Source organism: Rathayibacter rathayi, from assembly GCF_004011095.1.
GTDB lineage: Bacteria > Actinomycetota > Actinomycetes > Actinomycetales > Microbacteriaceae > Rathayibacter > Rathayibacter rathayi.
On record NZ_CP028129.1, the window covers coordinates 216697 to 240948 of the forward strand.

Genomic DNA, 24252 nt, shown 5'->3' on the forward strand with positions numbered 1-24252 from the left:
GAATGGGCTCCCTGGACGGTCTGGGGTTCCCCCGCTACTCGGGCCGCCGGGCCGGCAGCCCGGGCGAAACATCCCGGCAATACGCCCCGCACTAGAGTCGTGTCATGGGTGACCTCTTCGACGGATACGGGTCCCAGAAGGTCGAGCGGCCGGCCACGGGCGCCACCCCCTGGGACGAGATGTTCGCCGATGTGGCGTCGGCAGGGGGCCCCGACGGGGTCCGCGGCGCCTACCGCGACATCTACTCCTCGCTCGCGCGGATGACCCAGGAGGAGCTGCGCGGCCGCACCGACGCGCTCGCCTCCTCCTACCTCGCGCAGGGCGTCACCTTCGATTTCGCGGGGGAGGAGCGGCCGTTCCCGCTCGACGCCGTGCCGCGGGTGATCGAGCGCGCGGAGTGGAACGAGGTGCAGTCCGGGATCAAGCAGCGGGTCCGTGCGCTCGAGGCCTTCCTCGCCGACGTCTACGGTCCGCAGAACGCCGTGTCCGATGGCGTCCTCCCCGCCGGCCTGATCTCAAGCTCCAGCCACTTCCACCGTCAGGCGGCGGGCATCGTCCCGGCCAACGGCGTGCGGATCCAGGTGTCCGGCATCGACCTGATCCGCGACGAGCGGGGCGGCTGGCGCGTCCTCGAGGACAACGTGCGGGTGCCCTCCGGCGTCTCCTACGTGATCTCGAACCGGCGGGTGATGGCGCAGACCCTCCCGGAGCTGTTCGTCTCGATGCGGGTGCGCCCGGTCGGCGACTACCCGAACAAGCTGCTGCAGGCCCTGCGCGCCTGCGCCCCCGAGGGCGTTGACGACCCGACCGTGGTCGTCCTCACTCCGGGGGTCTACAACTCCGCCTACTTCGAGCACACCCTGCTCGCCCGCCTGATGGGCGTCGAGCTGGTCGAGGGCCGTGACCTGTTCTGCACCGGCGGCAAGGTGTTCATGCGCACCACCTCCGGCCCCACCCGGGTCGACGTGATCTACCGCCGTGTGGACGACGAGTTCCTCGATCCGCTGCAGTTCCGCGCCGACTCGATGCTCGGCTCGCCCGGCCTGATGCTCGCCGCCCGGCTCGGGACCGTCACGATCGCCAACGCGGTCGGCAATGGCGTCGCCGACGACAAGCTCGTCTACACCTACCTGCCCGATCTCATCCGCTACTACCTCTCGGAGGAGCCGGTGATCAAGAACGTCGACACCTGGCGCCTGGAGGATCCGGGAGCGCTCGAGGAGGTGCTCGACCGCCTCGACGAGCTCGTCGTGAAGCCGGTCGACGGCTCCGGGGGGAAGGGGCTGGTCGTGGGGCCGGCCGCGTCCGCGAAGGAGTTGGCCGAGCTGCGCTCGCGCCTCCAGGCCGATCCGCGCGGCTGGATCGCCCAGCCTGTGGTGCAGCTCTCCACCATCCCCACCCTGGTCGACGACGGGATGCGCCCACGACATGCCGACCTGAGGCCCTTCGCCGTGAACGACGGCACCGACGTCTGGGTGCTGCCCGGCGGCCTCACCCGTGTCGCGCTCCCGGAGGGGCAGCTCGTCGTCAACTCGTCGCAGGGCGGCGGATCGAAGGACACCTGGGTGGTCGGCCCCGAGGATCCGCGCAACGCCGAACCCGAGGCACGCGACATCCAGGCGCTCGTCGCCGAGCAGGCGGCGGTCACCAGCTCCATCCCGATCGTCTACCCGCTTCATCACACGCCCGACCACTCGCCGCAGGACGCGCCGAACATCGACCAGGACCAGCAGCAGCAGCAGCAGCAGACGTTCGCGGCGGGGGAGGACGACTGATGCTCTCCCGGATCGCCGAGTCGCTGTTCTGGATCGGCCGCTACATCGAGCGGTCCGACGGCACGGCCCGGATCCTCGACGTCCACCTCCAGCTCCTGCTCGAGGACCCGTGGATCGACGAGGACACCGCCTGCCGTTCGCTCCTGTCGGTGATGGGTTCGACCCCGCCCGACGACCTGCGCGAGATCACCCGCGCCGATGTGCTGAGCATCCTCGCGATCGACCGCACCAATCCCGCCTCGATCGCCTACTCGCTCGGCGCCGCCCGCGAGAACGCCCGCCGTGCGCGCGAGATCGTCTCGACCGAGCTCTGGGAGTGCCTCAACACCACGCGCACTCGGATGCCGCGCCGCGTGTCGGGCGAGCGCGTCTCGGAGTTCTTCAGCTGGGTCCGTGAGCGCTCCGCCCTGGCCGTCGGCATCATCGAGTCGGCGACCTCGCGCGACGAGGCCTGGCAGTTCTTCACCCTCGGCCGCTCGATCGAGCGCGCGGACATGACCGCCCGGCTCCTCGCCACGCGCTCGCTCACCGAGGCGCGCGGCCCCTCCTGGACCACGATCCTGCGCTCCTGCGGCGCCTACGAGGCCTACCTGCGCACCTACCGCGGCGTGCCGAGCGCGCGCAACGCGGCCGAGTTCCTCCTTGTGGACCGCCTGTTCCCGCGCTCGATCCTCTTCTCGGTCTCGCGAGCGGAGGCGTGCATGCGCGATATCGAGCCGCGCACCGGCCGCATCGGCCACTCGGGAGATGCGCAGCGCGTCCTCGGGCGAATCCGCAGCGAGCTGGAGTTCCGGCCGATCACCGACATCCTCGTGGACCTGCCGCGGCACATGGACAGCGTGCAGGAGGCGACCTCGGCCGCCTCAGAGGCGATCCGTCAGCGGTATTTCCCCACCAACGTCATGCCGAGCTGGATCGGGGAGGCGCTGTGAGCAGGCTGCGCATCAGGCACACCACGGGCTTCACCTATGCGGGAGACGTGGTCGCGTCGTACAACGAGGCACGGATGCTGCCCGCTTCCTCGGACGGACAGCTGGTGCTGTTCTCGAACCTCGACATCCGCCCGGTGACCTCGGTGCACGCCTACACCGATTACTGGGGCACCCGCGTCTCGTCGTTCGACGTGCTCGATGCGCATCGTGAACTCTCGCTCACGGCGACCTCTCTCGTCGAGATCCGGCCCAAGCCGCACCCTGAGCATCCCACCGGCTGGGAGCAGCTGTCCGGCCAGGTCGAGACGCGCACGGAGTACGTGGAGCAGTCGAAGCAGACCCACCGCACCTCGCCCCCGGAGGATCTCGCCGCCCTGGCGCGCTCGCTCGCCGACGAGGCGGCCGGCCCGTGCGAGGCCGCGCTCTCGATCGCCGAGACGATCGGCCGGGCGATGACCTACCGGCAGGGCGTCACCGGCGTGCACTCCACGGCGACGGAGTCGTGGACCGCGCGTGAGGGCGTCTGCCAGGACATCACCCACATCGTCCTCGGGGCGCTGCGCTCGGTGGGCATTCCGGCGCGCTACGTCTCGGGCTACCTGCACCCTAAGCCGCACGCCGAGATCGGTGAGACCGTGGTGGGGGAGTCGCACGCCTGGGTCGAGTGGTTCTGCGGAGGCGCGTGGCGCGGCTACGACCCGACCAACCTGATCGACATCGGCGACCGACACGTCATCGTCGGCCGGGGTCGCGACTACAACGACATCGCGCCGCTGCGGGGCGTCTTCGCGGGCCCGCGCTCGTCGAAGCTCTTCGTCCGCGTCGAGATCACCCGCGAGGCCTGAGCGCGGGCCGGGTCACCGCTCGTCGCCGCGCACTGTCGGCGCCACGTCGGTCGTGCTCCGCGCCACGGCGTGGGGGTGCACGCTCGATCCTCGGCGAAGGCACTTGCTAGCAGCTGCTAGCACTTGCTATCATTAATCCCGGTAGCGGGGAATGAAAGAGTTTCTCAGAGCGCCACTTCGAGAGACCCACGCCTTGTGCGTGGGTTTCTGCGTTAATGGCATACTCGTTACATGCTGCTGGCCTACATCGACGAGATCGGCGAGACCGGCGCTTTCGTCTCGAAGACACACGCGCGCTACAAGACAAGCCCAGCGTTTGGGTATGCAGGCTTCGTCGTGCCCGATGTGAACGCGCGGCGATTCGGGCAGATGATGGACCGCGAAAAGCGTGCTGTGTTCGCGCCTGAAATTGCTGGGGCCACGCATCCCGGGCGATGGGAAAAGAAGGGCTCCGAAGTATTTCATTTTTACACTGCGCACAATCGCCCCGAACAGATTCGGGTATTTAACGCCCTCAAAAGAAAACTTTGCGAGAAGCTCGGCGGAGCACTTTTCTACTACGCGGACGAGAAGCCGATTGGGACGCCGAAGGAGACTGGACTCGACAAAGACGAACGCGAGACTCACGCGATGCGAGAGGCGCTCAATCGCCTGTGCACTTTCGCTGATCGCGGGGATCAGCAGCTCCTGGTCATGATTGATCAGATCAACGAGAAGGACCGAGCGAAACGACTTCCCCTTATGTACGGTCATATCCTTGGTCGAGCTGCGGAACATGTCGAGATGAAGCGGATCGTGGAGCCGCCCATGCATGTCGACAGCGCACTCAGCTCGAACATTCAGTTCGCCGACTGGGTTGCTGCTGCCGTGACGCGTGGCATCGAGCGGCAGCTGTTGGTCACCGAGGTAGGACGAAACGAGTGGGTCCCGCGGATGTTGTCGAAGCCTCTCCGGCGCGCATTCACAGCAGAGTCGAAGCTGCACTTCGCGCAACGGTTCAACCCAGACATGCACGGAGGAGACGTCTTCTCTTTGGCGCGTCCCCTCGCTGGACGAGACGGAGTCCGGCGGCTGGGTGATGCCGTCTCTCACGAGCAGTATCGCGCAATCAAACTCGCGGCCGAGCGAGGGAGTCAGCGTCCCGGGGCGACGTGGTGAACAATACGGCACGTCACCGGATCGCCCTCGATGCGAGGTCTTCCACGTCTTTCCATTTCGGTGAATCACTCCTGGTGAAGAGTCGTGGTGGGGCTGCGAGCTGACGCCCGCCACATCGAAGATTATCGCCGGTTGAATGGCCGCAGATTCGAGCAATCACAGCGAAGACCTTCCCGGAAAAAGATGGCGAGGTTGCCGCCATCTGATCTGGCCCTTACATCACGCAAATTCTGATGCATCGAGTTTCATTCCTGAAAAGCTGATCCGACCGGGCGCCTTGGCAAGAAGCCCCGGCTGGCTGCCGAGCCATGTCAGAAAAACATAGCTGCTGAGCGTCGATCCCGCGACGCGATAGATTACGAGCGGAAGAGTGCTTCCGTCGCTCACCGCAATGTCGTTGCGTTCCGTTCTCGAGGTGCATATGTCGTTGAGCTAGAGGGGATGTTCGCGCCCTTCTCGGCCATTGCCGCGTCGAAGGCTTGGACGTCCTCGACCTCCTCGAGAGCATCCAGCATCCGCTCGTACTGCTCGGCACTGACGACGACGGCCTCCGGTCGCCCGTGGCGTTTGAGGATCACGGCTTCGGTATGAGAGCGCTCGATCACCTCGGAGAGAATTGAGCGCGCATCCGTGACAGTGATGGTCGACATGCGAGAAGCATGGCTTCTGGGGCATTGTTTGTACAGTGCGGCGCGCTCTAAGGCGCGGGGCGCAGGAGGGGGACGGCCTCGGCCGCCGCGGACCGGGCGGCGCGGCGCAGACGGAGGTGGAAGCCGACCCCGATCGCGGCCGCCGCGATCCCGGAGGCGGCACCCACCAGCATCGCCTGGCGCGGTCCGTAGGCGTTCGCGACCCAACCGACCAGCGGTGCACCGATCGGCGTGCCGCCCACGAAGATCGCCAGATACAGCGCCATCACTCGTCCGCGCATCTCGGGCGCCGTCGAGAGCTGCACGTAGCCGTTGGCGGAGGTCATGAGCGTCTGCGCCGCGATCCCGACGAAGGGGAGCAGGATCGCGAACGCCCAGACGGTCGGCATCAGTCCGGCCAGCGCGAGCGCGAGGCCGAACGCGGCCGAGGCGCCGACGATGAGGCGGAGCCTCGGGCGGTCGCGCCGGGCCGAGAGCAGCGCTCCCAGCACGGAGCCGACCGCGATCGCCGAGGAGAGCAGGCCGAACTCGCTCGCTCCTCTGTCGAACTCGATGGTCGCCATCGTCGAGGCGAAGATCGGGAAGTTGAGGCCGAACGTGCCGATCAGGAACACGATCACCAGCACCACCAGGATGTCCGGCCGCGTCGAGACGTAGCGGAACCCCTCCAGCAGCGCGCCCGGTCCCCGGCCCGCCCGGGGGGCGCTGCGCAGCTGGTCGCGGTGCAGCGCTCGCAGTGAGAGCAGCACCGCGAGGAAGCTCGCCGCGTTGAGCAGGAACACCCAGCCGGAGCCGATCGCGGCGATGAGCACTCCGGCGAGGGCCGGCCCGATCATCCGCGCCGAGTTGAACGAGGCCGAGTTCAGCGAGACGGCGTTGGTGAGGTCGCGCTCCTCAACCAGCGCCGAGACGAAGCTCTGGCGCACGGGCGCGTCGATCGCGGCGGCGAAGCCCAGCAGCAGGGCGAAGAGGTACAACGTCCAGAGTTGGACGACTCCGGTCACGACGATCAGCCCCAGGCCGAGCCCGAGCGCTCCCATCGCGCCCTGGGTGGCCATCAGCAGCGTGCGACGGTCGAAGCGGTCGGCGATGAATCCGGAGAAGGGGACCATCACGAGCTGCGGTCCGAATTGCAGCGCCATCGTCACGCCGAGCGCCGTCGCGTCGTGGTCGGTGAGGTCGTGGATCACGATCCAGTCCTGGGCGGTGCGCTGCATCCAGGTGCCGACGTTCGAGACCATTGCGCCGGCGAACCAGATCCGGTAGTTCGGCACCGCGAGGGAGCGGAACATCGCGCTCATCGGTTGGCGACCGCGCGCAGCGCCGCCGCCGCAGAATGCAGCAGGCTCCCCTCCTTGAGCGCGTGCTGATCCTCCTTGGGGAGTCGCCGCCCGAGCCGCCCGGTCGCCGCCCGCAGCTCGTCCGGGAGGGTCGTCAGAGTGCGGTCGTTCTGCGGGGTCCCAAGGGAAGGCACATAGCTAGGCTAACAAACTAACACCCCTCATGTGGGGGTCTGCGCGGTCCGCACCGCTCCGATGCTCGCCGCCACCACGAGTGCGATCCCGACCGCTTCGACGACGCTGAGCCGCTGCCCGAGCACGAGGAAGCCCGAGAGCGCGGCGGCCCCGGGCGCGAGCGACATCAGGATCGAGAACGTCGAGGAGCGCAGCCGCCGCAGCGCCAGCAGCTCGAGCGCGTAGGGGAGCGCGGAGGAGAGCACCGCCACGGCGAATCCGAGCAGCAGTACCGGCGGCAGCACGAGGGCGGAACCGGCGGAGGCGACACCGAACGGCAGCGAGACGACTGCTCCGACCGCGAGCGCCAGCGCGAGCCCGTCGATCCCCTGGAACCGCCCGCCGGTGCGTCCGGCGAACACGATGTAAGCGGCCCAGAGCACTGCCGCGCCGAGCGCGAAGCCGGCGCCCACCGGATCCAGCGCCGAGAAGCCGCCCTGCGAGAGCGTCACCACCCCGGCCAGCGCGAGCACGGCCCACACGAGGCTCGCGATGCTCCTCCCGGCGATCACCGAGAGCGTCAGCGGGCCCAGCACCTCCAGGGTCACCGCGGCCCCCTGCGGGATCCGAGCGATCGCCTCGTAGTAGCAGGCGTTCATCCCGCCGAGGGCGAGTCCGTACGCGGTGACCGTCCCCCAGTCGCTGCGACTGTGGCCGCGCAGCCGCGGCCGGCACACCACAAGCAGCACGACGGCCGAGAACACCAGCCGCAGCGTCACCGTGCCGATCGGCCCCGCGGTGGGGAAGAGCAGCACGGCGAAGGAGGCGCCGAGCTGCACGCTCGCGATCGACCCGAGGACCAGGCCGATCGAGCCCGCACTCGCCGGGGGGCGCTCCGGTCCGGCCACTGCGCTCAGCTGGAGCGCCGCTGGGTCTGCACGGGTGGGACGTTGTAGCCGAGCAGTCCGATGCCGGTCGCGTCCCAGCGCAGGGTGGTCAGCGACACGTTGTCGACCACGGGGAAGGTGTGCCGGTAGGTCTCGGGATTGATGCCGAGGTAAGCACAGAGGAGCAGGCGGATCAGCGTGCCGTGCGCGACGACGAGTACGCGGCCGTCGGGGTGCTCGCGGTGGATCCGGGCGAGCGAGGTGTTGGCGCGGGCGACGGCGTCCAGGCCCGACTCGCCCCCGGGCATCGGCTGGATCGCTGGAGCGGCGACCCATGCGTGGTACTCGTCCGGGAAACGCTTCTCCATCTCGTCTGTGGTGAGCCCCTCGCCGCGACCGAAGTCGACCTCGACCAGCGCCGGGTCGGGCCGCAGCTCGAGGTGGGCGGCCCGCGCGGCCGGCACGGCGGTGCGCACGGCCCGGACCAGGGTGGAGGAGTACACCGCCTCGAGGTCGGCATCGACGGCCCAAGCGGCCAGAGTCGCGGCCTGGTCCTGGCCCCGGGGGGTCAGTGCGATGTCGGAGGAACCCGCGAAGCGGTTCTCGGAGTGCCAGACAGTCTCTCCGTGGCGGGCGAGGATGAGGGTCGTCACCCCTCGAGCCTACCGACCGCGATGACGCGCGGGCTCAGGCGGCCTGCACTGCGTAGTGCGCGTCGACCATCACCGGGAGGTGGTCCGAGACGCCCTGGGGCAGCGTCGAGACACGCTCGATCCGCACGGAGTCGCTGATGGCGAAGTCGAAATGCCCGCTGAAGTAGCGGTAGCGCGCGTAGGTGGGGGAGTCGCTGCGCGAGACCAGGTAGCCGTTGCGGGTCATCCGGCGGTCGAGTCCGCGGAAGAACCACGGGTAGTTGTAGTCGCCGACCATCAGCGAAGGAGTGTCTGGAGCGTACTCGCGCAGCCGATTCAACGCCTCGTCGATCTGTTTGCGGCGCAGAGCGTTGCCGGCCGACAGCGGAGCGGCGTGGAAGGAGGAGACCGCGATCGACCCGCCGTCGCGGTCGTCGAGGCGGACGGCCAGCAGGCGCTCGTGAGCCGGCGACATCACCCGGTCGTGCATGGACTTGCTGAGTTCGAACGCGGCGCTTCCTGAGAGCTCGAAGCGATCCTGGGAGTAGTAGACAGCCAGGCCCAGGCGGTTGCGGGCTGTGACCGAGGCGAGCCGGAGCGCGCCCACCTCCTGTGGCAACTTCGTGGTGTCGCACTCCTGCAGGCAGAGGACGTCGATGTCGTGGCGGGCGGCGAGAGGAGCGATCTCGGCGTGCGCTCGGTGCTCCCGGAGGTTGTAGGAGATCACGCGGAGGGCGCGTTCGGTCGACTGCATTTCGCCAGTGTAGGGCGCGGCGACGAACGGCCGGTCGACCCTCGGGCGAACACGGAGGGATTTGCTCGGAACGCGGTCTGATCGTTCGCTGACCGGCCGAGAAGGTCCCGTCCGCGGACGAATCAGTGCTCGGTACCCGAGGCGTCGGTCTCGGCGTCGGTGCCGTGGACGCCGTCGGTGGGCCCCCAGTCCGGCAGCGGCGGGTTGTGCTCGTCGCCGTCGGCGCCGACTCCGTTGGCCAGGGGAGAGGAGGCGCCGCCGATGTCGTCAAGACCGGCGGAGGTGCCGGTCTCGGTCGCGGGGTCGGGCGTGCGCGCGTCGTCCGTCGTCTCGGACGGGGTGGGCTCGATGTCGTCGTCGGAGCTGCTCATGCCCCGACGCTACGACTTCGATTGCCGGCGGGGGCACCCCCTTGCGCTCGCGCCGACACAATGTAGGCCCCCGCGCCTGTCGGTGCGAGGGGCCTACGGAGGAGTGCTCAGCGCCCGTAGGCGGTGGCGGCGGGGCAGTCGAACGGGTCGCCACCGGCCGAAAGGCCGACCTTGTTGAGGTAGCGAACGACGATCGCGTAGGACTCCATCAGCGAGGTCTCGGTGTACGGGATCTGGTGGGTCGTGCAGTACTCCTTGGCGATGACCTGCGCGCGGCGCAGGGCCGGGCGGGGCATGTTCGGGAAGAGGTGATGCTCGACCTGATAGTTAAGGCCGCCCATGTAGAGGTCGGTCAACCAGGTGCTGCGGATGCTGCGCGAGGTGAGGACCTGGCGGCGCAGGAAGTCGACGCGCGCCTCCTTCGGCAGCAGCGGCATGCCCTTGTGGTTCGGCGCGAACGAGGCGCCCATGTAGAGGCCGAAGACGCCGAGCTGCACGCCGACGAAAGCGAATGCCATGCCGAGCGGGAGCGCCCAGAAGACGACGGCGAGGTAGAGGCCGACGCGGGCAACGAGCATCGAGATCTCGACCCAGCGCTTGTCGACCTTGCCCTTGCCGAACACGGTGCGGAAGCCGTGCAGGTGCAGGTTGAGGCCCTCGAGCAGCAGCAGCGGGAAGAAGGCGTAGCCCTGTCGGCGGGTGAGCCAGGCGTAGAGGCCGCGCGAGCGCGCCGCGTCTTCGGCGGTGAACGAGACGACGTCGCGCTCGATGTCCGGGTCCTTGCCCAGCACGTTCGGGTTCGCGTGGTGGCGGCTGTGCTTGTTCATCCACCAGGAGTAACTGATGCCGACGACGAGGTTGGCGAGGGTACGTCCTGCGATGTCGTTGGCTTTTCCGGACTCGAACACCTGGCGGTGCGAGGCCTCATGGGCGAGGAAGGCGAACTGCGTCAGCACGATCCCCAGGGCGGCGGCCAGCAGGAGTTGGAACCAGGAGTTGCCCAGGAGGACGAAGCCGGTGACGATGCCGCCGAGCGCGAGGACGAGCGCGCCGAACATCGTGTAGTAGAACCCGGTGCGGCGGCGCAGGAGCCCCGCATCGCGGACCGTGCTGAGGAGACCGGAGTACTCGGTCGTCGGGTTGACGCGACCGTCGGCACGGGGTCGGGTCCGGACGACGCGGGGGGCGCCTGCGGGGACGGACGTGGTGGTGGGAGTGCTCATCAGCGCCTCGCTCTTCGTGGTGACCATCGGCGTCGACAGTCTCTCGGCGAGCGATCCCGACGGAGGCGGTCCGCTCATGGTTCACCGCGTCGGTAGGGGCCGGACGCGGCATCAGGACGACCGGGGTCAAGGGCAGCCTGATGTGAACACTACGGGGACGCGGGTACTACCGCACCAGGGCGATTGCCAGCCTCGCGCTCAGATGTGGCGCGACCGGGGCGCGCGCCTCCGACGGAAGGAGCAGTCGGAGGCGCGCAGGCGTCAGGAGCCGATCGAGTCCTGCGGGCGACCGGACTTCAGCGCGGCGAGGCGCGCCTCCACCTCGGTCATCTCGCCGAGGTCCTCCAGCGACTCGAACTGCGCGTCCAGGCTCGAGGAGGCGAGCTCCTCCGCACCGCGCACGCGCGCCTCCTCGCGGCGGATTTTCTGCTCGAAGCGGCTCACCTCGCTCGTCGGATCCATCAGGTCGATGCTCTTCACGGCGTCCTGCACCTGGCTCTGCGCTTCGACGGTCTTCGCGCGGGCGGTCAGCTCGTCGCGCTTACTCGAGAGCTGCTGCAGCTTCTCGCGCATCTGGTTCAGGCCCGACTTGAGCTTGTCGACGACCTCGGTCTGCGAGGCGATGGTCGGCTCGGCGTCCTTCGCCTCCTTCTCAGACTGGATCTGGCGCTGCAGCGCGACCTTGGCCAGCGCGTCGAACCTGTCGGCGTCGCCTGCGCTTCCGGAAGTGCGTAGCTCGTCGGCCTTGCGGCTCGCGGCGAGCGCCTTGCCGCCCCACTCCTGGGCGTTCTGCTCGTCTTCGCGGTAGTCGTCCTCGAGCAGCCGCAGATTGCCGATCGTGGTCGCGATCGCGGATTCCGCGTCGCGGATGCTGTCGGTGTAGTCGCGGACCATCTGGTCGAGCATCTTCTGCGGGTCCTCGGCCTGGTCGAGGAGCGCGTTGATATTGGCCTTCGCGAGCTGCGCGATGCGGCCGAAGATCGACTGTCTCTGAGACACGGTATCTCTCCTTGCGTCGTAGGTGGTGCCGGATATCGAGGGGTGGTGAGCCGTGGTGCGGGAGGAAGGGTGCGGGAGAAGGATCAGAAGCGTCCGCCGCCGCCGCGACGTCCGCCTCCGCTGCGTCCCCCGCCGAATCCGCCGCCGCCGGAGCGTCGGGACGAGCCGCCGCCGCCGAAGCCGCCCGAGCGGTAGCCGCCGCGGCGCCCGCCGCCCAGCAGCGACTCGACCAGGATCCCGCCGAGGAACGCGCCGGCTGTGTCCCCGCCGTACGGGCTACCGGCGGCGTTCGGGGCGGAGTAGCTGCCCGCGTCGGCGCGCGCCCGCTCGAGGGCCTGCTGGGCGAGGGAGGAGGCGCGCTGGGCCGAGGCCAGTGCCTCGCGGGGGTCGGTGGCGGCCATCCGCTCGGCGTACTCGGCGGAGCGGGCGGCTTCGGCGATGCGGGTGCGCGCCTGGGAGCCGACGGCCCCGCGCCGGGCGGCAATGAAGTCCTCGGCGGCTGAGACGCGACTGTGCGCGGCAGTGAGCTCGGCGCCCAGGGCGGCCCGCTCGCGCTCGCGCTGGGCCTGGGCGTCGCGGAACCCGCCGACGGCCGCGTCGATGGTCGCGTCGGCCGCGGTGAGTGCCTCGAGCAGAGCGAGCGGGTCGTGCGGCTGCGCGCCGGCCGCGCGCTCGACATCGTCGAGGGCGGCCTCGGTCGAGGCGACGGCGGTGGCGACGGTCTGAGCCTGGGCGGCGGACTCCTGGTCGCCGGAAGCGGCGAGCGCGCGACCCTGCGCCACGTCGGCACGGATCTCGGTGAGGCGGCCGGCGAGCGACGCCTCCGCCCGTTGCAGCTCGGTCCGGCGGGTGGCTACGGCATCGGCGAGCCCCGAGGCCTGCTCGGCGGCCTGCTGCCCGGCGCGCAGCAGCACAGCGGCGCGGCCGGAGTCGCCGGCCTGCATCGCCTGCTGGGCGGCGGCGAGCTGGTCACGGGTGAAGTGGAGCCGGTCCTCGGCCTGGTCGGCGTCGTCGCTCACGTCCTCGAACGCAGTCGGCGCATACCGTGCGGCGAGGTCGACGAGCAGGGCGCGGGTCGAGGGGAGGCGGTCGCCGACCTCGGTGGCGCGGGCCGCGAGCGCGGCGGCGACCTGCGCGGCGTTCTTCTCGAGGTCGCGCAGCTCCTCGAAGGCGGCCGCGCGTTCGTCGAGCGTCTGCTCGGCGTCGGCGCAGAGCTGGAGGATGCGCTGGTAGCCATCGCGGCGCTCCTGATCCGTCTCCGGCTCGGCGTCGTCGAGTCGCTGCTGCAGACTGAAAGCCTCGCCGAGCAGGCGCTTCGCGGTGACCAGCGCCTCGCGGAACGCGCCGGTCGCGTCGGCGCCGAACTGTGCCTCCGCGAAGCCGACCTCCTGCTCGCTGGTGCGGACGGCGTCGTCGGCGTGGACGAGGGCCGAGCCCGCGCGGGACGCGAGCTCGTCGATCGAGGCCTCCACCGCCTCCTGGGCCCGGCGACGCCGCGCGCGGCGGACGAGGAGCAGCACGACGAGTCCGATCACGACCAGGGCCGCGAGCACGCCGAGCGCGATCAGCAGCCCCGTGCCGAGGGACTCGCCGGCGGTAGGAGCGTCCAGCCGCTGCCCGATGCCGTCGGCCGCCGCCACCGCGGCTCCTGCCCAGTCGCCCGCGGCGAGCCGGGGCTCGATGTCGTCGGTCTGGAGCGAGGAGACCTGCCCCTCGTCGAGGGCGAAGCCCTGCGCGACCGACACCTGGTACTGGCGGGCGTCGACCGCGACGGCCAGGAGGACGTCGTCGGTGCCCAGCCCGTTGCGGGTCGCGGTCTCGTCGGCCCATGCGGTGCGATCCGCCGGATCGGTGAAGGTGCCGACGAAGGCGACGAAGAGCTGCACGCGGTGCTGGTCGTAGAGGACGCTCGAAGCCTGCTCGATCTCGGCGGTCTCAGCCGGACTCAGCACGCCGGCCGCGTCGAGCACGGGGGAGGAGGAGAAGGCGACGGGCGACTCGGCCACCGCCGCGGTCGAGGGGACCAGCGCAAGGGCCGCGGCGATCACAAGGGCCACGAGCGCCGGCAGTTGCCGGGAACTCAGGGTGGGGTGGGGTCTCGCCGGCATCGCGCACACTCCTTCGTCGTCGCTTCCCGAGTGTAGACAGCCCCGGTGTCCGAGCGCGGGTCGGGAGGCGTCGGGCCGTCGACCGCGTGTTTTGCATGCGGGAGATGGGAGAACGCCGGGAGGAGGAATGGCCACGCGCTGCTCGCGGTTTTCGCCCGGAGTGCGCCGTCAGGTGCGCGTCTCAGGGACGACCCTGAGCCAGCCCCTTAGAAAGGCGATCCCGTGGATCCGTTCTCTCCCCTCACTGCCGGCGACCTCGACCTCGCCAACCGCATCGTTCTGGCGCCGATGACGCGCCTGCGCTCCGACGAGCAGGGCGTGCCCGGCGCGATCGTCGCCGAGTACTACGCCCAGCGCGCGAGCATGGGCCTGCTGATCAGCGAGGGAGTCTTCCCCAGCGCCGAGTCCAAGGGGTACCCCGGCCAGCCCGGCATCGAGACGGAGGCGCAGGCCGCGGGCTGGCGCTCGGTCGCCGACGCCGTGCACGCTGCGGGCGGACGGATCGTCATGCAGCTGATGAACGGCGGCCGCGTCTCGCACACCGAGGTCACCGGCACCGACCGGATCGTCGCCCCGAGCGCCGTCGCTATCGACGGCGAGGTGCACACCCCCTCCGGTAAGAAGCCCTTCCCCGTGCCGCACGCGCTGAGCACCGAGGAGTTGGCGGTCGTGCGGGACGAGTTCGTCGCGGCTGCCCGTCGCGCGATCGACGCGGGCTTCGACGGGGTCGAGGTGCACGGCGCCAACGGCTACCTGCTGCACGAGTTCCTTTCGCCCGCCTCGAATGTGCGCACCGACCAGTACGGCGGGACCCCGGCCGAGCGCGCCGCGTTCGTGGTCGAGGTCACCCGCGCCATCGCCGAGGAGGTCGGCGCCGGACGTGTCGGCATCCGCCTGTCGCCGGCTCACAACATCCAGGACGTCGTCGAGACCGACGCCGACGACGTGCGCGCCACCTACGAGGCCGTGGTCGACGGGCTTGCCCCGCTCGGCCTCGCCTACCTCAGCGTGCTGCACGCCGAGCCGGCCGGCGAGCTGGTCCAGAGCCTCCGCTCGCGCTTCGACGGCGTCTTCATCGCCAACAGCGGCTTCGGCTCGCCGACCAGCCGCGAGGAGGCGACCGAGCTGATCACCGACGGCCACGCCGACGCCGTGGCAGTCGGCCGTCCGGCGATCGCCAACCCTGACCTGGTCGAGCGCTGGCAGGGCGGTCACCCCGAGAACGAGGTCGTCCAGGAGACGGTCTACGGCGGAGGAGCCGAGGGCTATACCGACTACGAGCGCCTCTCGGCGTAGTCCAGGCCCGGCGAGAATCTGCGGAAGGCCCGCTCCCTCGAGGAGGGCGGGCCTTCCGCAGGTTCTGGCTGATCAGCTCGCGTTGCCCCGATTCTTCAGCTCGGATTCGATCTGCGCATCCTGCTCGGGGGAGAGCTCGTGATCCTCGTCTTCCGGGCCGGCCGTCTCGCCGCCCCGCCCTTCGCCGAGGGCGTGGATCGAGGTGATCTCGTCGTCGAGGGCCGCGTCGCGCTCGTGCTCGCTCACGAGCCGGTCTCGATCTCCCCGGCGGAGACGGCCTCGGCGTACTTGCGGAGGTCCGGGCCGGGCTCGAAGTCGATGAAGCGGTCCTTCAGGCGTGCGTTCAGCTCGGCGAAGACGTCTTCCCAGGACTCGCCCTTCTTGCTCGTCGCGAGGTCGAGTACCGCCTCGCGGAGCACTCTGTCCGAGTCCTCGAGGATTTTGTCGCGGGCTTCGTCGTTCCAGCGGATGTCCTGTGCGTCCATGCTCCGACCGTAGGCGCGGGGGCGGGGCACCGCAGGGACTTGCGGGGCCGGGACGGGAGGCGTAGGAGTGGCGGGCCGTCGCTCCGCCCGCGGAGCGTCGTAGGCTTCCTGCGATGCTGACCTTCACCGAGGATCTCGGCCTCCCCGTCCTGGCGCTGATGATCCTCGCCGCCTTCGCGGCCGGCTGGATCGACGCGGTGGTGGGCGGCGGCGGCCTGCTCCAACTCCCCGCCCTCCTCCTCGTGCCCGGCATCTCGCCCGTGCAGGCGCTCGCCACGAACAAGCTCGCGTCGGTGTTCGGCACGACCACCAGCGCGATCACCTACTACCGTCGCGCGAAGCCCGATCTGCGCACCGCGCTGCCGATGGCGGCGGTCGCCCTCGCGGGCAGCTACAGCGGCGCGACGCTGGCGGGTCTGCTCCCGGCCGCGGTGTTCAAGCCGATCATCGTGATCGCGCTGATCGTGGTCGCGGTGGTCACGATCGCGCGTCCGGCCCTCGGCAGCGTCACCGTGCTCAAGCATGCGGGGCGGCGCCACCTCGTCACGGCGGCCGTCCTCGGGCTCCTGATCGGCTTCTACGACGGCCTGATCGGACCGGGCACGGGCACCTTCCTCATCATTGCCCTGATCACCGCCCTGGGCTACGACTTCCTGCTTGCCAGCGCGAAGGCGAAGATCGTCAACGTGGCGACCAACCTCGGCGCCCTGCTCTACTTCGTGCCGGGCGGCCAGGTGATCTGGCTGCTCGGCCTCGCGATGGGCGCCGCGAACGTCGCGGGCGCCTACCTCGGCTCCCGGTTGGCCGTCGCCCGCGGCAGCCGCTTCATCCGCGTCGCGTTCCTCGTCGTCGTCGGCGCCCTCATCCTCAAGGTCGGCTCCGACGTCTGGACCGAGAACCTGGCGCCGCTGCTCTGACCGCGCACCTGCGGCTCCGCCGATCAGCCGAAGGGGACGGACCCCACGAGCACGCCGACGGCCAGCATGACCAGCGAGACGATCACCGCGCGCCACAGCACCTTGCGGTGGTGGTCGCCGAGGTTCACCGCGGCGAGGGAGACGAGCAGGAGGATCGCCGGCACCAGCGGGCTCTGCAGGTGCACCGGCTGGCCGGTGATCGACGCACGGGCCATCTCGACCGGCGAGATGCCGTAGTTGGCGGCGCTCTCGGAGAGCACGGGGAGGATGCCGTAGTAGAAGGCGTCGTTCGACATGAAGAACGTCATCGGGATGCTCAGCACGCCCGTGATCACGGCGAGGAACGGGCCGAGAGCCGGCGGGATCACCGCGACGACCCACTGGGCCATCGCATCGACCATGCCCGTGCCGTTGAGCACGCCGATCAGCACGCCCGCCGCGAGCACCATCGACACGACGCCGACGATGCTGGGCGCGTGCTTGACGATCTCGGACGCCTGGTCCTTCATCGTCGGGAAGTTGATCAGCAGGGCGATCGCCGAGCCGACCATGAAGACGTAGGGCAGCGGCAGGATGTCGGCGACGAGCAACGTCATCACGGTGAGGGTCAGGACCAGATTCACCCAGATCAGCTTCGGGCGCAGCGTCTCGCGCTCCGGGTCCAGCATCGAGTCGGCCATCGCGGTGTCGGGGTCGTCGGCCTGCACGCGGGCGGCGACCGCTACCTGGGCCCCGCGCAGGGCCTCGGGGCCGCGGAGGAAGGAGAAACGCTCCCGGGCGATGGTGCGGATGCCTCCGGTCAGCGCCACCAGGCCGCCGGTGCGGGCGCCGCTCGCGCGGGCCCCGCCGGAGCGGAAGGACGAGCCGCGACCAGCGCCGACGAGCTCCTGCTCGAGCATCGGCTCGGCCAGCGCGAGCGAGCCGAGGCGGCGGCGCTCGCCGAGTCCGAGGAACCAGGCGAAGACGAGCGTGACGGCCAGGCCCACCGCGAGCGAGGGAAGCATCGGTACGAAGATCTCGCTCGGCGAGACCTGCAGGGCCGCGGCGGCGCGCACCGTCGGTCCGCCCCAGGGGACGATGTTGAGCGTGCCGTTGGCCAGGCCAGCGACGCAGGTCAGCACGACCGGGTTCATCCCCAGGCGGAGGTAGATCGGCAGCATCGCGGCGGTGGTGACGATGAAGGTGGTCGAGCCGTCGCCGTCGAGCGAGACCGCTCCGGCGAGCAGTGCCGTGCCGAGGACGACCTTCGCCGGGTCGTCGCCGAGCGCGCGGACAATGAAGCGGATCAGCGGATCGAAGAGGCCGACGTCGATCATGATCCCGAAGTACATGATCGCGAACATCAGCAGCGCGGCCGTGGGTGCGAGGTTGCCGATCGCCTCGAGCACCAGGTCGCCGATCCCGAGACCGGCCCCGGCGAAGAGGCCGAAGATCGTCGGCACGACGATCAGGGCGACCATCGGCGTCAGCCGCTTGGTCATGATCAGGGCCATGAAGGCCAGGATCATCGTGAATCCGAGTACTACCAACACAGCTGACTCCTTCGTCGAGTGCCTCCGCCCACGCTCGGTGGGAGAACCGGACGTGAGATAGGGAAACCTTAGGCAGCCCCGGAGACCTCGCCGTGGTATCGCTCATTACGGTGACATCTGCGCATAGTGTGGCTTCTGCGCATTCTGCGCACAACGACGGCGAGGAGGAGCGATGCGCTTCGCGACGCACGTCCTCCTCCTACAATTCGCCACCGTCTCGGCCGCCGTCCTGGTCTGCGCCGGCCTCGTCACCGCGCTCAGCGTGCAGCAGCTGCGCGGGGAGGCGGAGGGGACGGCGCTCGCCATCGCCCGCACCGTCGCCGAGGACCCCGACGTGCGCGACGCGGTCGCCGCCTCCTCCGCTGTGCCCGGCGTCCCCGCCGCCTCGGAGCTGCGCGGGGGACCGCTCGAGGACGTCGCCGCCGCCGTCGAGCGGCGCACCGGCGCGCTCTTCGTCGTGATCACCGACGACCAGGGCATCCGCCTCGCGCACCCCGACGAGGACCGGCTCGGCGAGCGAGTCTCGACCAGCCCCGACGAGGCGCTCGCCGGGCGCGAGAGCATCTCCTGGGGCACCGGCACGCTGGGGGAGTCGGCGCGGGCGAAGGTGCCGGTCTTCGCGGAGGGCGAGGGGCGTGTCGTCGGCGAAGTCAGCATCGGCTTCGCGCGCTCCAGCGTCTTCACCGACCTGCCGACCGCCCTGCTCGGGGTCCTCGCCGCGGCGATCGCCGGACTGGTGCTCGCCGCGGTCGCCTCCCTGTTCATCCGCCGCCGCCTCCTGCGCCTGACGCTCGGACTCGCGCCGGAGGAGCTGACCTCGCTCGTGCAGGACCAGGCCGCGGTGCTCGACGGGGTCGACGAGGGCGTGCTCGCGCTCGACCGCGACGGGCGGGTCGGCGTCTGCAATGCGCGCGCCGCGGCCATCCTCGGCTCCGACGACCCGACCGGGCGGGCGCTGCACGGCCGACCGCTCGCCGCGCTGGAGCTGCCGACTCCGCTGGCCGACGCGATCGGTGCCGCCCTGCACTGGACCGAGCCGCCCCGGATCGGCGGTGAGGAGGGTTTCGTGGTCCGCTCGCGGATCGTCTACGTCGACATCCGCCGGGTGACCCGCGGCGACCGCGACCTGGGCGTGGTGGTCGTGCTCCGGGACCGCACCGACCTCGCCGCGCTCAGCCGGCGCCTGGACGCCGTCGGCGCGATGACCAACGCGCTCCGCGTGCAGCGGCACGAGTTCGCCAACCGCCTGCATGTGGTCGCGGGCCTACTCGATGCGGGGCGGACGGGCTCGGCGCGCGACTACCTCGACGAGGTGCTGACCCGCGGGCCGCTGAAGTACCCGGTGCAGCACGCCGACCGGTTGCAGGAGCCGTACCTCCAGGCGCTGGTCGGGGCGAAGGGGATCGAGGCCGCCGAGCGTGGCGTGCTGCTGACGCTCGGCGAGGAGACGCTCGTGCGCGGCACCGTCATCGAACCGGAGGATGTTGCGACGGTGATCGGGAACCTCATCGACAACGCGGTGCGCGCGGCGGTCGAGGGGCGGCGCGACGTGCGCTTCGTCGAGGTCGAGCTGCTGGACGACGGCGACGCTCTTTTCGTGACGGTCGCCGACTCCGGCGACGGGGTGCCCGATCCGCAGTCGCTGTTCGACCGGGCGGGCGCGGGCGACTCGGTGCAGGACGACGGGCGCGTGCACGGCCGAGGTTTCGGGCTGCCGCTGTGCCGGGAGGTCGCCGCACGGCGCGACGGCGAGGTCTGGCTGGCACACGCCGGCGGAGCGGAGTCGGGGGCCGTGCTCTGCGCGCGCCTCCCGGGAGCGGTGCGGCCGCCGGACCAGGACGAAGACGGAGCATGAGCGCAGAGACGGTGCGAGAGCGCACGGTGCTGGTGGTCGACGACGACTTCCGGGTTGCCCAGCTGCACGCGGACCTGGTGGACGCGCGGCAGGGTCTGGCGGCGCTGGCTCCGGTGCATACGGCCCGGGCGGCGCGGGCGGCCGTCGCCGAGCACACCCCCGACCTGCTGCTGCTCGATGTGCACCTGCCGGATCAGAGCGGCATCGCACTGCTGCGCGAACTCGACACCGACGCATTCGTGGTGAGCGCCGCCGCCGACGGCGAGACGGTGCGTCGGGCCCTGCACGCGGGGGCGCTCGGCTACCTGATCAAGCCGTTCGAGGCGCGTCTGCTCGGCGAGCGTCTCGACGCCTACGTGCGGTTCCGGAACGTGCTGCGGGAGGATCGCGCCGCCGATCAGGAGGCAGTGGAGCGGGCCCTGCGGATCCTGCACTCGGGCGACGCCTCCGCCGCGCAGCCGTCACGCTCGGCGACCGAGCAGTTGGTCCTCGCTCGATTGGCCGAGTCGGGTGCTGAGCTCTCGGCCCTCGACGTGGCCGAGCGCGCCGGGATCTCGCGCGCCACCGCCCAGCGCTACTTGTCCGGTCTCGCGAGCCGCGGCCTCGTCGAGATGACCCTCAGCTACGGCACCACCGGCCGCCCGGAGCACCGGTACCGCGCTTCGTGACGCGGAGTGACGGGAGCGAGCGGGACACGCGAGCCGAACCGGTGATCCGCGTGCTAGCGGATCGCCGTAGGCGGTCGCGCCCCGCTCTGTGGAACGCGACCGTCTCGGAGGGCCGACTGCGGTGCGCCGCCCCGCGGCGCACACGACGGTTCAGTGCGTGGCGTCGACGTCCGCGCCCGCGGCGACGCGGCGGCGCTCGGCGGCCTCGGCAGCCATGCGGCGGCCCTTCGGACTGACGAGGGAGGCGATCACGGTGATCGCCAGGACTCCGATGATGACTGAGAGGGAGAGGCCGGTGCCGATCTCGAAGACCTCTACGTGCTCACCATTGTTGATGAACGGCAGGTTGTTCTCGTGCAGCGCGTGCAGGATCAGCTTCACGCCGATGAAGGCGAGGATCGCGGCCAGGCCGATGCTGAGGTAGACGAGGCGGTCGAGCAGGCCGTCGATGAGGAAGTACAGCTGACGCAGGCCCAGCAGCGAGAACGCGGTCGCCGTGAAGACGAGGTACACGTCGCTGGTCAGGCCGAAGATGGCCGGCACGCTGTCGAGGGCGAACAGGATGTCGGTTCCGCCGATCGCCGCCATGACGAGGATCATCGGCGTGAGAACCTTCTTGCCGTCGATGTGGGTGTAGAACCTGTCGCCGTCGTACTGGTCGCTGGTCTTGAACAGCCGCTTGGCCAGGCGCACCATCACGTTGTCGCCGGCCTGGTCGTCGCCCGGCTTCACCAGATTGAACGCGGTCAGCAACAGGATCAGGCCGAAGATGTAGAACACCCAGGCGAACGAATTGATCAGCGCGGCGCCGAGGAAGATGAAGCCGGTGCGGGCGATCAGTGCGAAGACGATGCCGAAGAGCAGGACCTTCTGCTGGTCGGCTCGGGGCACTGTGAAGCTCGCCATGATGATCAGGAAGACGAACAGATTATCGACCGAGAGCGCCTTCTCGGTGATGTAGCCCGCGAAGTACTCGGAGCCGGGAGTCGCGCCGCCGAGCACGAGCACGCCGAGACCGAAGAGGACGGCGATGCCGACGTAGAGCGCCGACCAGGTCGCCGACTCCTTCAGCGTGGGCTCGTGCGCCTTGCGGACGTGGAAGAAGAAGTCGAAGAGAAGGAGCAGGACGATGAAGACGATCGTCAGGGTCCAGAGCAGGGGCGACACGGTCATGAAGGGGCTGGCCTCGCTCGAGAAAGGGGTCGGGGGACGGTCGTAGGGTCGCTCATCAGGGGAACCCGTCAAGGGAAACGGTAGCGAGGCGCGGTGGCGACCAGGGTGCGCGCCGGTGGATCGTGAGTATTTTCTCAGTTCTTAGCGCGTCCCCCGCGGCCGACGCGCCAGACTGGACACCATGACCGACGCCGCTGTCGAGAGGGCCTTCGAGGACGCCTTCGGCGTCACCATCCACTACCGCTGGTGGCCGCACCCCGCGCCCCGCGCGATCGTGCAGCTCGCCCACGGCGTCGGCGAGCACTCGGGACGCTACCTCGAGCTGGCGGAGGCGCTCATCGCCGCAGGATACGCCGTCGCGGCCGACGACCACCGCGGCCACGGGCGGACCGGGCTTCAGCAGCACTACGGCGACTCCTCCCGGCTCGGGCTGCTGGGCCCGGGCGGCCTGCGCGCGACGGAGGCGGCGATCCTCCGCCTGACCCGTCTGCTCGCCGAGGAGAGCCCCGGCGTGCCGATTGTGCTGCTCGGCCACTCCTGGGGGTCGTTGATGGCGCAGCGGATCGTCGATCACGACTCAGCCGACTACGCGGCTCTCGTGCTCAGCGGCACGGCCTACCGCCTCCCGGGCTGGATGAATGCGGGCGACCTGACGAAGCGGCACCGCGTTCCCGGCGGCCTCGGGCTCGAGTGGCTCTCGCGCGACCCGGAGGTCTGGCAGCGGTTCCACGACGACCCGCTCACCTTCACCACTCCGCTCGCGCAGCGGATCGGTCTGGTCGAGACCCTGCGGCTGGTCGGGCGCCCACAGCGTCGGTCCGCGCATCCGCTGCCGCTGCTACTGCTGGTAGGCGCCGACGACACCCTCGGCGGCGAGCGCTCGGTGCGCGCGCTCGCCCGGGCCTACCGGCGCCGCGCCGGGTACACGGATGTCTCGGTGCGCGTCTACCCGGAGGCTCGGCACGAACTCTTCCAGGAGCTGAACCGGGCGGAGGTCACGGCCGATCTGGTGGAGTGGCTGGGCGAGCGCTTCCCCGCACCGAGCGGCGCCTAGGCTGGCGTCATGCATGGCGAGTACAAGGTCCCCGGCGGAAAGCTCGTGGTCGTCGACCTCGACGTGGTCGACGGAAGGTTCGCCGGCTTCCGGCTGGCAGGCGACTTCTTCCTCGAGCCCGACACGGCGCTCGACGACATCGACCGGGCGGTCATCGGGCTCCCGGCCGAGACCGACGCGAAGTCCCTCGCCGCCGCCATCCGGCAGGCGCTTCCCGCGGACGCGATCCTCCTCGGCTTCACCCCCGAGGCCGTCGCCGTCGCGATCCGGCGCTCCCTGCAACAGGCCACCAGCTGGCGCGACTACGACTGGCGGATCGTGCACGACCGGGCCGTCCCTCCGTCGACCCACCTGGCGCTCGATGAGGTGCTGACCGCCGCGGTCGGCGAGGGCCGCCGAGAGCCGACGCTGCGGATCTGGGAGTGGGACCGACCCGCCGTCGTGATCGGCAGTTTCCAGTCGCTGCGGAACGAGGTCGACCTCGACAACGCGGCGAAGTACGGCGTCGATGTGGTCCGCCGCATCTCCGGGGGCGGCGCGATGTTCATGGAGGCGGGCAGCGTCGTCACCTATTCGCTCTACGTCCCCGGCGCTCTCGTGCAGGGGCTGACCTTCGCCGACTCCTACGCCTTCCTCGACGAATGGGCGGTGAGCGCGCTGCAGTCGCTCGGGATCGACGCGGTCTACCAGCCGCTCAACGACATCACCTCGCCCTCCGGCAAGATCGGGGGAGCGGCGCAAAAGCGTCTGGGCTCCGGCGCCGTTTTGCACCATGTGACCATGAGCTACGACATCGATGCCGAGAAGATGGTGCAGGTGCTGCGAATCGGACGCGAGAAGCTGTCCGACAAGGGCATCGCCTCCGCTGTGAAGCGGGTCGACCCGTTGCGCAGCCAGACCGGGCTCAGCCGCGCCGAGATCATCGAGCGGATGAAGGAGACGTTCGTGCAGCTGCACGGCGGCGAGGCGGGCACGCTGACCGAGGAGGAGTACGCGGCGGCGGAGGAGCTGGTGCGGACGAAGTACTCCACGCCCGAGTGGCTCCGGCGCGTTCCCTGACGATGTGCGGGTCGGCGGGGGAGCGGCGGCTACCCGGCGCGACCCGCTTCGACGCGGCTCAGCCGGCGAGGAGTTCTTGATAGTCGGGGTGCTCGGCGATGAACTCGGCGACGAACGGGCAGGCCGGCACGATACGTCCGGCGAAGCGCTCGTGCGCGTCATCGAGAGCCGCCTCGACGAGGGCCTCGCCGAGCCCCTCGTGGCGATGCTCCGGGGCGATCTCGGTGTGCAGGAACACCACGTCGCGGCCGCGGACGGCGTAGTCCACTACTCCGACGTTCTCACCGTCGAGCCAGAGCGTGTAGCGGGATAAGTCCTCGTCGTGGCGCACCTCGGAGATCATCGCGCCACTCTACGCCGGAGCGTCCCGCCGCCCCGCCGCGCGCCTGCGACGCGCGGAGCGTGTCGTCTGCCGCGCGCGCACT

Annotated in this window: 26 protein-coding genes; 10 read left to right on the top strand and 16 right to left on the bottom strand. The window is 70.2% G+C overall.

All coding sequences use genetic code 11. From position 1 onward, the window contains the following. Positions 1 to 104: 104 nt before the first annotated feature. The 4 genes from C1O28_RS01100 to C1O28_RS01115 all read left to right on the top strand — a co-directional run bounded on the left by C1O28_RS01100 (position 105) and on the right by C1O28_RS01115 (position 4710). On the top strand, positions 105 to 1775 hold the full coding sequence (locus C1O28_RS01100) for a circularly permuted type 2 ATP-grasp protein (protein ID WP_097166291.1): 1671 nt from the start codon (positions 105 to 107) through the stop codon (positions 1773 to 1775). Continuing rightward, positions 1775 to 2707 carry an alpha-E domain-containing protein gene (locus tag C1O28_RS01105; protein ID WP_097166292.1) on the top strand — a complete coding sequence of 311 codons (933 nt, stop codon included), beginning with the start codon at positions 1775 to 1777 and terminating at the stop codon, positions 2705 to 2707. The genes C1O28_RS01100 and C1O28_RS01105 overlap by 1 nt, the downstream gene beginning before the upstream one ends. Further along, positions 2704 to 3552 (top strand): transglutaminase family protein, encoded by an 849-nt coding sequence (locus C1O28_RS01110; RefSeq protein WP_097166293.1) that lies wholly within the window; start codon positions 2704 to 2706, stop codon positions 3550 to 3552. The genes C1O28_RS01105 and C1O28_RS01110 overlap by 4 nt, the downstream gene beginning before the upstream one ends. A gap of 231 nt (positions 3553 to 3783) precedes the next feature. Further along, the gene (locus C1O28_RS01115) at positions 3784 to 4710 is read left to right on the top strand and encodes a DUF3800 domain-containing protein (protein ID WP_097166294.1); all 927 of its coding nucleotides are present in this window, start codon (positions 3784 to 3786) and stop codon (positions 4708 to 4710) included. Positions 4711 to 4929: 219 nt separating this feature from the next. On the opposite strand, the gene C1O28_RS14965 is transcribed toward C1O28_RS01115, so the two are convergent. The 11 genes from C1O28_RS14965 to C1O28_RS15810 form a co-directional block, all read right to left on the bottom strand. After that, on the bottom strand, positions 4930 to 5097 hold the full coding sequence (locus C1O28_RS14965; protein WP_160487546.1) for a hypothetical protein: 168 nt from the start codon (positions 5095 to 5097) through the stop codon (positions 4930 to 4932). Then, the gene (locus C1O28_RS01120) at positions 5094 to 5360 is read right to left on the bottom strand and encodes a type II toxin-antitoxin system Phd/YefM family antitoxin (protein ID WP_097166295.1); all 267 of its coding nucleotides are present in this window, start codon (positions 5358 to 5360) and stop codon (positions 5094 to 5096) included. The genes C1O28_RS14965 and C1O28_RS01120 overlap by 4 nt, the downstream gene beginning before the upstream one ends. 47 nt (positions 5361 to 5407) lie before the next feature. Continuing rightward, positions 5408 to 6661 carry an MFS transporter gene (locus C1O28_RS01125; RefSeq protein WP_097166296.1) on the bottom strand — a complete coding sequence of 418 codons (1254 nt, stop codon included), beginning with the start codon at positions 6659 to 6661 and terminating at the stop codon, positions 5408 to 5410. Further along, entirely contained in the window at positions 6658 to 6834 is a 177-nt protein-coding gene (locus C1O28_RS14970) for a hypothetical protein (protein ID WP_160487545.1), read from the bottom strand. Before C1O28_RS14970 ends, C1O28_RS01125 begins: the two co-directional genes overlap by 4 nt. Before the next feature lie 27 nt (positions 6835 to 6861). Further along, positions 6862 to 7722: an EamA family transporter gene (locus C1O28_RS01130; RefSeq protein WP_207759881.1), complete on the bottom strand. Its 861-nt coding sequence runs from the start codon at positions 7720 to 7722 to the stop codon at positions 6862 to 6864. A gap of 5 nt (positions 7723 to 7727) precedes the next feature. Beyond that, positions 7728 to 8354 (bottom strand): histidine phosphatase family protein, encoded by a 627-nt coding sequence (locus C1O28_RS15350; RefSeq protein WP_202129550.1) that lies wholly within the window; start codon positions 8352 to 8354, stop codon positions 7728 to 7730. Between the two features lie 34 nt (positions 8355 to 8388). After that, the gene (locus C1O28_RS01135) at positions 8389 to 9087 is read right to left on the bottom strand and encodes an endonuclease/exonuclease/phosphatase family protein (RefSeq protein WP_097166298.1); all 699 of its coding nucleotides are present in this window, start codon (positions 9085 to 9087) and stop codon (positions 8389 to 8391) included. 122 nt (positions 9088 to 9209) lie between these two features. Continuing rightward, positions 9210 to 9458: a hypothetical protein gene (locus C1O28_RS14975; RefSeq protein ID WP_097166299.1), complete on the bottom strand. Its 249-nt coding sequence runs from the start codon at positions 9456 to 9458 to the stop codon at positions 9210 to 9212. 107 nt (positions 9459 to 9565) lie between these two features. Continuing rightward, positions 9566 to 10681, bottom strand: a complete 1116-nt coding sequence (locus C1O28_RS01145) for a fatty acid desaturase family protein (RefSeq protein WP_097166411.1) — start codon at positions 10679 to 10681, stop codon at positions 9566 to 9568. Between the two features lie 261 nt (positions 10682 to 10942). Then, positions 10943 to 11680, bottom strand: coding sequence for a PspA/IM30 family protein (locus C1O28_RS01150; protein WP_097166300.1), 738 nt, complete (start codon positions 11678 to 11680; stop codon positions 10943 to 10945). Positions 11681 to 11763: 83 nt separating this feature from the next. Beyond that, on the bottom strand, positions 11764 to 13788 hold the full coding sequence (locus tag C1O28_RS15810; protein ID WP_097166301.1) for a TPM domain-containing protein: 2025 nt from the start codon (positions 13786 to 13788) through the stop codon (positions 11764 to 11766). 222 nt (positions 13789 to 14010) lie between these two features. On the opposite strand from C1O28_RS15810, the gene C1O28_RS01160 reads away from it, so the two are divergent. Continuing rightward, complete coding sequence (locus C1O28_RS01160) at positions 14011 to 15084, top strand: alkene reductase (RefSeq protein WP_097166302.1); 1074 nt, start codon at positions 14011 to 14013, stop codon at positions 15082 to 15084. A 72-nt stretch (positions 15085 to 15156) separates the two neighbouring features. On the opposite strand, the gene C1O28_RS14980 is transcribed toward C1O28_RS01160, so the two are convergent. Together C1O28_RS14980 and C1O28_RS01165 are read right to left on the bottom strand one after the other, a co-directional pair. Then, a complete protein-coding gene (locus tag C1O28_RS14980) occupies positions 15157 to 15330 on the bottom strand; it encodes a hypothetical protein (RefSeq protein ID WP_160487544.1) in 174 nt (57 codons plus the stop codon). Beyond that, positions 15327 to 15569, bottom strand: a complete 243-nt coding sequence (locus C1O28_RS01165) for a hypothetical protein (protein WP_097166303.1) — start codon at positions 15567 to 15569, stop codon at positions 15327 to 15329. Before C1O28_RS01165 ends, C1O28_RS14980 begins: the two co-directional genes overlap by 4 nt. A 113-nt stretch (positions 15570 to 15682) precedes the next feature. Here C1O28_RS01165 and C1O28_RS01170 point away from each other — a divergent pair, with 113 nt between their 5' ends. Beyond that, entirely contained in the window at positions 15683 to 16486 is an 804-nt protein-coding gene (locus C1O28_RS01170) for a TSUP family transporter (RefSeq protein WP_097166304.1), read from the top strand. Positions 16487 to 16509: 23 nt separating this feature from the next. On the opposite strand, the gene C1O28_RS01175 is transcribed toward C1O28_RS01170, so the two are convergent. Then, complete coding sequence (locus C1O28_RS01175; RefSeq protein WP_097166305.1) at positions 16510 to 17994, bottom strand: CitMHS family transporter; 1485 nt, start codon at positions 17992 to 17994, stop codon at positions 16510 to 16512. Between the two features lie 196 nt (positions 17995 to 18190). On the opposite strand from C1O28_RS01175, the gene C1O28_RS01180 reads away from it, so the two are divergent. Beyond that, on the top strand, positions 18191 to 19873 hold the full coding sequence (locus C1O28_RS01180) for a sensor histidine kinase (protein ID WP_097166306.1): 1683 nt from the start codon (positions 18191 to 18193) through the stop codon (positions 19871 to 19873). After that, a complete protein-coding gene (locus C1O28_RS01185) occupies positions 19870 to 20541 on the top strand; it encodes a response regulator (RefSeq protein ID WP_097166307.1) in 672 nt (223 codons plus the stop codon). Before C1O28_RS01180 ends, C1O28_RS01185 begins: the two co-directional genes overlap by 4 nt. Before the next feature lie 150 nt (positions 20542 to 20691). Here the strand turns inward: C1O28_RS01185 and C1O28_RS01190 are convergent, their stop codons facing one another. Continuing rightward, entirely contained in the window at positions 20692 to 21714 is a 1023-nt protein-coding gene (locus C1O28_RS01190) for a TerC family protein (RefSeq protein WP_097166308.1), read from the bottom strand. A gap of 181 nt (positions 21715 to 21895) precedes the next feature. Between C1O28_RS01190 and C1O28_RS01195 the strand changes: the two genes are divergently transcribed. Then, positions 21896 to 22768: an alpha/beta fold hydrolase gene (locus tag C1O28_RS01195; protein WP_097166309.1), complete on the top strand. Its 873-nt coding sequence runs from the start codon at positions 21896 to 21898 to the stop codon at positions 22766 to 22768. Between the two features lie 9 nt (positions 22769 to 22777). After that, positions 22778 to 23827 (top strand): lipoate-protein ligase LplAB, encoded by a 1050-nt coding sequence (locus tag C1O28_RS01200; RefSeq protein WP_097166310.1) that lies wholly within the window; start codon positions 22778 to 22780, stop codon positions 23825 to 23827. Positions 23828 to 23885: 58 nt separating this feature from the next. Here C1O28_RS01200 and C1O28_RS01205 read toward each other — a convergent pair whose 3' ends face one another. Further along, a complete protein-coding gene (locus C1O28_RS01205) occupies positions 23886 to 24170 on the bottom strand; it encodes a GNAT family N-acetyltransferase (RefSeq protein WP_097166311.1) in 285 nt (94 codons plus the stop codon). Positions 24171 to 24252: the final 82 nt, after the last annotated feature.